This is a genomic window from Oscillatoria salina IIICB1 (assembly GCF_020144665.1).
Lineage (GTDB): Bacteria > Cyanobacteriota > Cyanobacteriia > Cyanobacteriales > SIO1D9 > IIICB1.
The window spans coordinates 1-9,309 of the sequence record NZ_JAAHBQ010000115.1; the positions used below are offsets into that span (position 1 = coordinate 1).

The following is a 9,309-nucleotide window of genomic DNA, read 5'->3' on the forward strand; positions in this document are numbered from 1 at the left end:
TAAGACTAATTGCAGTAATCCAACAATAACTCCGAGGATAACTAGCCAGATAATACCAAATACACCGAAAATTAGCGCCCCGACACCACCATCATTAGCCGCGATCGCGCCAGCTAAAATTAACACAAATAAGATTATAAAAAAGAGTACTGTTAAGGCAATTCCATAAAGAGTCATCGAAAGTTGGAAATTTAGTGATTCTCTTCCGTGAGCATCGATAAATTCGTCTTCGTTTTTTTTGATTAACCAGACAATTAATGGACCAACGATGTTAGTGAAGGCAAAAGGTGGTAAACCGATAAATGATAAGATTAAGCCAAGAAATGATGCTAAATGGCATAACATTGCCCAAGTACGGGCTTCTGGATTAAGAGATTGCACGATCGCTTACCTCGAATTTCGATATCGATACTCGTCCACGATAGCAATATTTTTCCCTCATTTCCCTCGTTCCCTGGCTCTGCCGGGGAACGCACCACAGAGGCTCTGCCTCGTCATTTTTGAAGCCCATTTCTAGGCTCCGCCTAGAAACGAGCATTTTTCCCTCGTTCTCCCCTGGTTCCCTCGCTCCGCCGGGGAACACACAACAGAGGCTCTGCCTCGTCATTTCAGCGCCAACAGATTGTCCAGGGAGGCGGAGCCTCCGAGGAGCATTTCTAGGCGGAGCCTAGAAACGAGAAATCAATCCTCAACCGATAGTTTCTCTTCCACCCACTGAATAACCTGTTTCCCCAAACGCACATTATTCAAACGATCGATTTCGCGAATCCCCGTCGGGCTGGTAACATTAATTTCCGTAAGATAGCCGCCAATTACATCAATTCCCACAAAATATAATTTATCTGCTTGCAATTTTGGCGCAAGTATGCTAATAATTTCTTGTTCTCGTGGGGTAATTTCGGTTTTGACGACTCGTCCGCCCACTGCCATGTTACCGCGAAATTCTTTACCGGAGGGAATGCGATTAACTGCACCGATCGCTTCGCCCTCAAGGAGGATAATACGTTTATCGCCTTCTTTGGCTGCGGGTAAATAATCTTGTACCATTACGGGTTCTTTGCCCCATTTTGTGCTAATCTCAATCAGAGAATTTAAGTTGCGATCGCTCTCATGCAAAAATAAAATTCCTTCGCCTGCTTTTCCTCCTAACGGTTTGAGGACTCCACCTTCTCTTCCTTCGATAAATTCCCGAATCACTAATTTATCCTGGGAGACAATAGTTTCCGGGATTACGTCAGGAAACTGCATTGCATAGAGTTTCTCGTTGGCTGCTTGTAAAGCGCGAGGTGAGTTGATAACTAAAGTTTTTTCGGGATCGAGTAAATCCAGGATTTGCGTCGCGTAGAGATAAGGTATAGTTACAGGTGGATCGGTACGCATGAACACGGCATTCATTTCCTGTAGCGATCGCCCAGTCACCTCAACCACTCGATACCAATTTTCCTGCGCCACCCAGCGATCGTCAATTAATTCGACAAATTCTAACTCGACTCGTTCCAGTAAAGCCCAAGCTTGACCCTTGACAATACTCAACTTTTCTGCTACAGTTACCCAAACCTCATGTCCCGAAGCTTGGGCAGCTTCCATCATGGCGACCGTAGAATCGTGACCGGGATCGAGTTTATTGAGAGGATCGATGATGAATGCAAATTTCACGCCTTTGTCCTTTTAATTTGAAAATCGCCTCGCCTCTTTCCATTTAACCTTACTTTTGAGCCAAAATTGGAACCAAGCAACTCGCTTGGTTCGTTGTCAAAGCCCAATTAAGCACTTTTTTGCAGCATAGGGTCAAGTTTACCTTCTGCTTCTAAGGCATAAAGATTGTCACAACCGCCAATGTGTTCTTTGTCGATAAAAATTTGCGGTACAGAAGTACGTCCATTAGCGCGATCGATCATTTCTTCTCTACCTTTCGCATCGCCGTCAATGCAATATTCAGTATAGTCTACACCTTTCCTGTCTAATAAACCTTTGGCGCGAATGCAGAAAGGACAGCGACTCCAAGTGTAAATTTCTACGTTTGCCATCGTTAATTCCTCAACTGTAAAGTTATATTTCAATTTTAACTGGTGCGAAGTCACTGCCAGCCAAAATCGCACTTGACAAACTCGTATAGCTGCTGATTATAAGGTGCAAAGAAACTGCGTAGTTCTTCGCGCAAAGCTAAATCGATTTCGTCGTAAGTTCCTTGGTTGTAAACTGGAAATTGCTGTTTTGATACTTGGGGTAATTCGAGAAATTCCGTTACTTGGTTGACAATTTGGTCGGGTTGTGAGAATAAATCTTCGCTTTTAATTATCAAAAATTGTTCTGGGGGAAAGTATTCTAGCCAGTATTGGAGATGAATAATGTAGAGTCCTGTTGCCAAATGATAGCAACTAAGAGTTGGCTTTTGAGTGTTGTTTTGGTTAAAAGAAGCTAGCTTTTCTGTAAGTTGTTGCATTTCGGCGATCGCTACTTTCTTAAAATCAGTTTCTTTTTCTGCCCCTTTGCGACGACGATGAGCATAGTGGGAATAAGCGCGATCGATGGGATTTCGCAATAATAAGATTAGTTTAGCATGAGGAAGAAGATTCTCGATCCGCTTTGGGACAGTGGTAGAGCGACAAAAATAATCGGGACTGGCTTCACCTACAAGTGAATTCGAGTTTGTCAACCATTGTTGTAAAGGAAAATAGCTTTTGTACCAAGAAAGTCCTTCGTCAAAATGATTATAAAAATAATTGGTTTCCTTGGCGGTAGAAAAAGCTATTTTCGGATGTGTAGCTAAATATTGAAATAAAGATGTAGTTCCACCTTTGGCTACTCCAATGATGATAAAATCCGGGAGTTGCCGGATTCCACTGGTGAGTCTGCGGTAGGTTTTCGATGCTCGACGACGAAGGTTATTTTTCATAAAGGTGAATAGATGAATTATGCTCAGGCAACACTAATCTAACTCAATTAAATTTTTGCACTAAATATCTCTCAAATAAGACACCATTTCTCTCTACTTGTTCTGTAGCATAGATTTCAAAGCCGAATTTGGCAAATAAGGGCTTGCTAAATTCGCTCGCTTCGGCATAAAGTCGCTTAATTTTGTTACTTTGAGCATATTCGAGTACAGTTGCTAATAAGCGAGAGCCAATTTTTTTTCTCAAATAGTTATAGTGAACATACACAGACGCAATGTGTCCCTCATTGGCTATCCCAGAGAAGCCTAAAATTGTCTCGGCTTCTTGGATAATAAAGGTGGTTGGTTCGAGGATAAATTTGGCAAATGATTCTCTCTGGGAGGGAAAGGATGCCCACATCTGTACTTGTTGGTCAGAATAATATTGAGGAGCAAGATGCAACACTGAATCTGTGTAAAGCTTGCCTAACTCTAAGATATCTGAGTTGGTTGCGACTCGAATTATCATAGTTACTCACAAATGCCAAATCTTCACAGAAAATATATATATTAATTCCAAACTGTCGGTTTATAATCTTATTGCTGAGGTAATTCCCATGAAGTTCGCCATCCTTACCACTGCTGCACTACTGACTACTGTTGGTTTTTCTGCCTCCCCCCTATTGGCGGAAAATATTCAACATACCAGTCAGTTGCTTTCGAGCAAGCGTTGTCCCCAATGCGAACTTAGCGGTGCGGGTTTAGTAATGGCAAATCTGTCTGGTGCTGATTTACGCGGTGCTAACCTCAGTCGCGCGAATTTGAGTCGGGCTGACTTAAGTGGTGCTAATTTAATGGGTGTTGACCTCAGTGGTGCTTCTCTCAATGGTGCTAACTTGGCTGGTGCTATTTTAATTGGCGCTAATTTGAATGGTACCGATCTGCGCGATGCTTACTTGATCGGTGCTAATCTAATTGGGACGAGTTTGAATACTGCTTATGTCCAAGGGGCGATTGGGATTCCTCACTACGCGGGAACGCCGGATAATTTTCACGCTTGGGCTTTGCTGGAAACCCAAAGAGGTAATTACCGAGCAGCGATTGAAAATTATAACAAAGCCTTGACAATAGACAATAAATATGCACCAGGTTATTTAGGGCGAGCGATCGCGCGTTACCGCCTTGGTGACGAACCAGGCGCAAATATTGATGCTCAAATAGCTGCCCAACTGTTTGAAATTCAGGATAATCCCACAGGTTTGCAAGCATCCCAAAACTTTATCAAAGCAATGGAAATCGCTAGCAATCCGCCCACGGCAAACGGTGGTTCTCAAATCGAAAGACTCTTAGGAGGAGTCGGTTCGCTGTTGCTACAACTACTTTTCTAAACAAACTGAGTCTAAAATCAACCCTCAGATAGATTGGCTTACGCCCAACGATTGAACCAGTTTGTGAGCTCGATCGCTCGCTAGGGTGATATTTTTCACGGCTCTTTCCGTTTTTAGTCATAGATAAATGTAGATAAATAGGCGATATTAATAGTATCGAATCTAGTTCGCAAGGGGGGACGCGAAAAATGATTGAAAGATTAATCCTAGCTTGTACAGTTACTTTATCACTTTACTTATTCTTGCAACTGGGTGGAAAACCCACTGCTCCAACTCAACTTGGAGAAAATTTGCGGACAACTCCTGCTCAAAGTATCAGCTATCTAGTCGATCGAAGATAGTTATGACGATAAGTAAACATTTGTGGCAGATTAATCAAGATTTAGCACAAATTTGTCTTCAGAACCCCTTCGTACAATCTCTAGCCAAAGGCGATCTTGCGCGACAGCATTTTGCATTTTATGTCGCGCAAGATGCCTTTTTTTTAACAGCATTTGCTCGCGCTTACAGTATCGCGGCGGCGAAAGCGCCCGATCGCCAAGGATTTTTCAGTTTCCACAACCTCGCTGATGGTGTTTTAGGAGAGTTACGCCTTCATGAAAGTTATGCGCGAGAGTGGAATGTAGATTTAGAAGCGGTTACACCCGCACCAGCTACCCAACGCTACACCGATTTTTTACTTGCTACTGCTTGGGGAAGTGATGTAGGTTTGACAGCAGTAGCGATGACTCCCTGTATGCGTTTATATGCCTTTTTAGGGCAAGAATTAGCGAAAGATGGTATTCCGACGCACGCATACGGCGACTGGATTCGCACCTACAGCAGTGGAGAATTTGAGGAGTTAGCACAAGAATTAGAGAGTTTATGCGATCGCTACGCCTCTGATAACGAACAAACTAACTCAACTTACCGCTATGCTTTACTCTGCGAGGAAAATTTCTTTACTGCGGCTTGGGAAAGCAATCTTTAGAAACAAACCTCTCCCCCAGCCCCTCTCCTGCAAGGAGAAAAGACTTAAAATTATTAATTACTCCCCTTTCCCTCGTAGGGAAGGGGGTTGGGGGGTTAGGTTAGACAATTCCTAGTAAAATTATCGAACAAATTAATCACTTCAGCCACGCAGATAAATCTCGATCGATCAATTTTTCCAGCTTCAAAATATCACTCCGGTAAATTTCAATCATTTGCTTTCTTTCCTCTGGGGATAACTTGACTTTCTCAATATTTTTCTTAACTAAGCTTTCGCGAATTTTTTGCCTCGTTTCCAAAGGAAGAAATATCTTCAGCAACCGGGCTGCAAAACTTCTCACAGGATTCTTTTTCGTCAATAACTGATTCACAGCTTGGTTTTTCGGTAATCCACCTTCTCTACCTTTCTTACTCATATCGGGGACAAAACTGTCGTCAACTCCGACAAAACGAAACAAATCTTGCAGAAAACTTGCTGCATCTTTACACAAGTCATCAAAAAGCAAAATTTTGATTTGCTTGCGATCGAATGCTTCAAAAAAAGGTAGTAATTCTGAGTAATAAAATCCTCGTTTCACGTGCTTATTTTCTGGAGAAATTAAGCCTTTGATATCTGGTTTTTCATTTCCCTCGCGCACGTGCATTTGATAATCAGAAAAAGCTCGCTCTGCTGGATCGCGCAAAATAGCAATTATTTTCACATCGGGAAGGAGATCGCGGATTAAACGAGCCGATTCTGGACAACTATAATAAGTTGTCGATATTTCGCCAATAACGCTGTTTTCCGGAGCATCTTTAAACAAAGCTTGATACTCTTCTAATTCCGTAATTGCTCCCCAACGTTTATGATTAGAACGACTCGGTTCGTTAATAAAAAAGAACGTTTCTTTTTGCGGACAAATATAGATTTGTGGATGCTGACTCAGATAATCATGTAACGAGGTAGTGCCGCATTTTCCGCCACCAATAATTATAAAATCTGGTAATTTATTCACGTTCATAAATTATCTAAATTAACTGTTATTTTATCATTAAATTGTTATTTATTTAAGCTTATTTTTAACTTTTTTAACAATTTGCTGCCAAGAACTTTCTGGCTGTTTCGGAGGCGGATCTTGGGGCGGATTAGGATCGCCTAAATAACGGTAATGTTTCCAAATATCCCAATAGGGACAACCGGGTTCGATGCGAATTCCCGCCCAGTGTAAATATTGCAATGGTCGATCGACATTGGGATCGATTAAAATGTTACCTTGTTGTTGAAAATGTTTACTTCCTGCCCAACTTCCAGGGGCTTTTCCTGGACGACGTACGATATTAAATCGATTTTTTATGCGCTTAAGAATCATGTAATTAATGATAGGTTGATCGGAGGTTTTTTGGGAGAAATCAAAGTATTCCGGATGGGCTGCACATTCAGCAAAAGTGTCGTATAAATCTTGTTCAGAAATTAAGTTCTTTTTTGATGCCCAAAAACCACCATTAAAAATGTCTTGTATTTCGTTTTCACTAATTACGTTATCTGCGATGATTTGCTCGGTGAAAACGTTTTTAATTCCGCCACTATATTGATAGTCACAGCAGAGAAAATCGTATTCATAAAAGTAATTTAAGTTATCAATTATTTTCTCGAAAACAACAATATCAGTGTCGATATAAAGAAATTCATCGAAGTCGCCAAACCAGCAAGCTTGCTTGCGAAATTGATTGGGACGCGCAAAAAAATCTTTACCGAAAATATCGTATAATTTTTGTGAGAGACGTTCGATAAAGTCTAAATCTTCGTAAACTTTAACACCATAATCGGTGGCTAAAAGTTGCGCGAGATTCTGATAGTTATCATCATAAGGTATGAGGACGATCGCGGTTTCGGGATCGTAGTGACGAATACTATTTAATAGCGCGATCGCGTTTTCGGTTACTTTATCGTTAGCAGTGATATAAATCCCGCGCTTCATGAGTTTCTCCTTAACGAGTTAAGCCTAATTTTTTGAGTATTTTTGTCTTCAAACTGGGTGGTTGCTTATAGGGAATTGGTTTACCTTGAAATTGAGGGCGTTTTTCTGGTTCGTGCAGATAGCGATAATGTAAGAAAATATCTCGATAGGGGAAATCAAGATTTTCTCCCGCACAAACTTTTTTAAACAATTGCGAAGAAACACCGATGTAGTGTAAATAAGTTAAACGTTTTCCGCGATCGTAAAGAATGTTTTCTTCAGCTTGAAAATGAGGCGAAGTTACGCAGCAACCCGTTTTTCCCTCAGTTGGTAACTGAAGGGAAAAGTTATAAATTGACGCGCCCGAACGCATCATCATATAATTAATTAAAGTTTGGTCGGGAGCCATCGGATAGAGTATTTCGGCTTCTCCAGATTTGAGTTGCTCGATTAACCAGTGTCTTTTCTCAGCCGGAAAGAAATCTTTTTTACTCGCATAAAAGCCAGAACAAAAAATTTCTGTTTCTAATCTTTTCTGAGAAAACACCTCAGTTAGTTTCGGCGAATCAACAGTATAAATATGGCTTAAATCTTTATACTGAAAGTCATAAACGACGCAATCATTGTCCGTTAATTTGTCAAAAATAAAGTCTACAGATGACATTAATAAAGTATCGGCATCCATGTAGAGAAAGCGATCGAAAGGCGCGTCAAAAGCGCAATAACGACGATGAGTTCCAAAGCGATGATAGCCATTACTTCCCGCTTTTTGCCAAATTTGACGGGCGGTGGGATGAGTATCCCAAGCTGATTTAGCAAAGTCATCCCAACGCTGGATTGAGTCAAGATCGCCAAAAAGTGTTACATTCGGACGACGAGCAATTTCGGCGGCAATTAAGTTAGTATTCTCATCGTAGGGATAGACACAAATGGGCGTGTCTTTGCCCATAATTGTCTCAATGCTATTAAATAAAGCAATCAATTGGTCGTAGACGCGATCGTTGCCGAGGGTACAAATGCCATCCATAAATTTTGCATCTCAACTGGATAGATTGTAGCAAAGAAAATCTTGCTTGCGAATCAGTGTTTTTCCACAAAATCTGCTAACCAAGCAAGTAAATTTAATTTGTGGAGAATAATTTGTCTAGCTTCCGCGATCGCGTCCTTCGCTTCGTACCAAGCATCCGGATTTGCGGTCACTTCTTTAATATAAGCTAAACCTTTTTCATCTTGACTCGGCAAGCGCAAAAAACTTCCCGGTGGTAACAATTTATCTGCTGCCGAACCACCATAATAAATCGGCAAACACCAGCATAGCAACGCATCCCAAAGCTTTTCGCTGACATACAAATCATTATCAGCATAATTTTCGATCGCCAGATTATAGTAGTAAGGAGCCATTGCGTGCCATTTATTGCTTACACTTCCGTATCCATTCGCCCAGTCTGGCAAATTTCGCCCGTAAACGTCAAAATCCAGGTTACTTTCCCGTAACATTCGCAAAAATGCCAAACGCTGACGATGATTTGTTGTCCGGGAAATTCCTGAAGTAATCCAGGAACAAAGTTTCTCTTTCGCTGGGGGTTCCATGTCATTTAGTTCGCGAAAAGAATTACCCACATACCAAATCGCGGGCATATAATTCGGTTGGGGGGCAAATTCATCCGGACCAGAGACATAGCCGCAATAGTCAGTTGCGCGATCGTAATTAAGTTTATTCGTGGCGATTACTTCTGGTAAAGGTGGCTCTCGTAATAAATAAATAATCCGCTCTTTCGGGATTTCCTGCAACAAGGAAGGGATTTCTGGTTCAGTTTGAGTTACTTTTTCTTTCAAGCGCGAAAGTAGAGAACCTTGCGGCTTTTTTCTCCGACGAAAATCATATTGATACAAAAGTAAGAAATCTGGTTTTTCCGAATTTGCCAGCATTTGCATATTTCCCCAAATACCAAAAGCTTGAGGGGTTTGCTTCCACAACCAGTCACTTTGCTCGACACCTTTGTAGGTAGTCATCATCCCGACAATTTTTTTGCTCATAGAATTTTTTAGCGATCGTTAAATATATTTTTCCCCCTCACATAGTTTAACTAATACCAATTCCTATAAGTCAAGCTATAACCTCTCCCCCAACCCCTCTCCTACC

General features: G+C 41.3%; 12 protein-coding genes. 3 read left to right on the plus strand and 9 right to left on the minus strand.

The window, feature by feature from the left end; genetic code table 11:
- From G3T18_RS22810 to G3T18_RS22830, 5 genes are all read right to left on the minus strand, one after another.
- Positions 1-381, minus strand: a 381-nt coding sequence (locus G3T18_RS22810) for a DUF4870 domain-containing protein (protein ID WP_224412897.1), incomplete at its 3' end; no start/stop codon positions are given.
- A 300-nt stretch (positions 382-681) separates the two neighbouring features.
- Positions 682-1,656, minus strand: coding sequence for a glutathione synthase (gshB, locus tag G3T18_RS22815; RefSeq protein ID WP_224412898.1), 975 nt, complete (start codon positions 1,654-1,656; stop codon positions 682-684).
- A gap of 107 nt (positions 1,657-1,763) precedes the next feature.
- Positions 1,764-2,027, minus strand: coding sequence for a glutaredoxin 3 (gene grxC / locus G3T18_RS22820; RefSeq protein ID WP_224412899.1), 264 nt, complete (start codon positions 2,025-2,027; stop codon positions 1,764-1,766).
- A gap of 50 nt (positions 2,028-2,077) precedes the next feature.
- Positions 2,078-2,896, minus strand: coding sequence for a sulfotransferase domain-containing protein (locus G3T18_RS22825; RefSeq protein WP_224412900.1), 819 nt, complete (start codon positions 2,894-2,896; stop codon positions 2,078-2,080).
- Between the two features lie 43 nt (positions 2,897-2,939).
- The gene (locus G3T18_RS22830) at positions 2,940-3,401 is read right to left on the minus strand and encodes a GNAT family N-acetyltransferase (protein WP_224412901.1); all 462 of its coding nucleotides are present in this window, start codon (positions 3,399-3,401) and stop codon (positions 2,940-2,942) included.
- Between the two features lie 88 nt (positions 3,402-3,489).
- Between G3T18_RS22830 and G3T18_RS22835 the strand changes: the two genes are divergently transcribed.
- The 3 genes from G3T18_RS22835 to G3T18_RS22845 all read left to right on the plus strand — a co-directional run bounded on the left by G3T18_RS22835 (position 3,490) and on the right by G3T18_RS22845 (position 5,230).
- Entirely contained in the window at positions 3,490-4,260 is a 771-nt protein-coding gene (locus G3T18_RS22835; protein WP_224412902.1) for a pentapeptide repeat-containing protein, read from the plus strand.
- A gap of 188 nt (positions 4,261-4,448) precedes the next feature.
- Positions 4,449-4,601 (plus strand): hypothetical protein, encoded by a 153-nt coding sequence (locus G3T18_RS22840; RefSeq protein ID WP_224412903.1) that lies wholly within the window; start codon positions 4,449-4,451, stop codon positions 4,599-4,601.
- A gap of 2 nt (positions 4,602-4,603) precedes the next feature.
- On the plus strand, positions 4,604-5,230 hold the full coding sequence (locus G3T18_RS22845) for a TenA family protein (RefSeq protein WP_224412904.1): 627 nt from the start codon (positions 4,604-4,606) through the stop codon (positions 5,228-5,230).
- A 136-nt stretch (positions 5,231-5,366) separates the two neighbouring features.
- Here the strand turns inward: G3T18_RS22845 and G3T18_RS22850 are convergent, their stop codons facing one another.
- Genes G3T18_RS22850 through G3T18_RS22865 form a run of 4 tightly spaced genes read right to left on the minus strand, consistent with a single transcriptional unit; the run spans position 5,367 to position 9,203 of the window.
- Positions 5,367-6,230 carry a sulfotransferase family protein gene (locus tag G3T18_RS22850; RefSeq protein ID WP_224412905.1) on the minus strand — a complete coding sequence of 288 codons (864 nt, stop codon included), beginning with the start codon at positions 6,228-6,230 and terminating at the stop codon, positions 5,367-5,369.
- 42 nt (positions 6,231-6,272) lie between these two features.
- A complete protein-coding gene (locus G3T18_RS22855; protein WP_224412906.1) occupies positions 6,273-7,187 on the minus strand; it encodes an Npun_R2821/Npun_R2822 family protein in 915 nt (304 codons plus the stop codon).
- Between the two features lie 10 nt (positions 7,188-7,197).
- Positions 7,198-8,193, minus strand: a complete 996-nt coding sequence (locus tag G3T18_RS22860; protein WP_224412907.1) for an Npun_R2821/Npun_R2822 family protein — start codon at positions 8,191-8,193, stop codon at positions 7,198-7,200.
- 53 nt (positions 8,194-8,246) lie between these two features.
- Positions 8,247-9,203, minus strand: coding sequence for a glycosyltransferase family 10 domain-containing protein (locus tag G3T18_RS22865; RefSeq protein ID WP_224412908.1), 957 nt, complete (start codon positions 9,201-9,203; stop codon positions 8,247-8,249).
- Positions 9,204-9,309 lie beyond the last annotated feature (106 nt).

What these genes read in the sequence shown, in the direction of transcription:
- grxC (WP_224412899.1), bottom strand. Translation starts at nt 2,027, where the DNA reads ATGGCAAACGTAGAAATTTACACTTGGAGTCGCTGTCCTTTCTGCATT.
- G3T18_RS22825 (WP_224412900.1), bottom strand. Translation starts at nt 2,896, where the DNA reads ATGAAAAATAACCTTCGTCGTCGAGCATCGAAAACCTACCGCAGACTC.
- G3T18_RS22830 (WP_224412901.1), bottom strand. Translation starts at nt 3,401, where the DNA reads ATGATAATTCGAGTCGCAACCAACTCAGATATCTTAGAGTTAGGCAAG.
- G3T18_RS22835 (WP_224412902.1), top strand. Translation starts at nt 3,490, where the DNA reads ATGAAGTTCGCCATCCTTACCACTGCTGCACTACTGACTACTGTTGGT.
- G3T18_RS22840 (WP_224412903.1), top strand. Translation starts at nt 4,449, where the DNA reads ATGATTGAAAGATTAATCCTAGCTTGTACAGTTACTTTATCACTTTAC.
- G3T18_RS22845 (WP_224412904.1), top strand. Translation starts at nt 4,604, where the DNA reads ATGACGATAAGTAAACATTTGTGGCAGATTAATCAAGATTTAGCACAA.
- G3T18_RS22850 (WP_224412905.1), bottom strand. Translation starts at nt 6,230, where the DNA reads ATGAACGTGAATAAATTACCAGATTTTATAATTATTGGTGGCGGAAAA.
- G3T18_RS22855 (WP_224412906.1), bottom strand. Translation starts at nt 7,187, where the DNA reads ATGAAGCGCGGGATTTATATCACTGCTAACGATAAAGTAACCGAAAAC.
- G3T18_RS22860 (WP_224412907.1), bottom strand. Translation starts at nt 8,193, where the DNA reads ATGGATGGCATTTGTACCCTCGGCAACGATCGCGTCTACGACCAATTG.
- G3T18_RS22865 (WP_224412908.1), bottom strand. Translation starts at nt 9,203, where the DNA reads ATGAGCAAAAAAATTGTCGGGATGATGACTACCTACAAAGGTGTCGAG.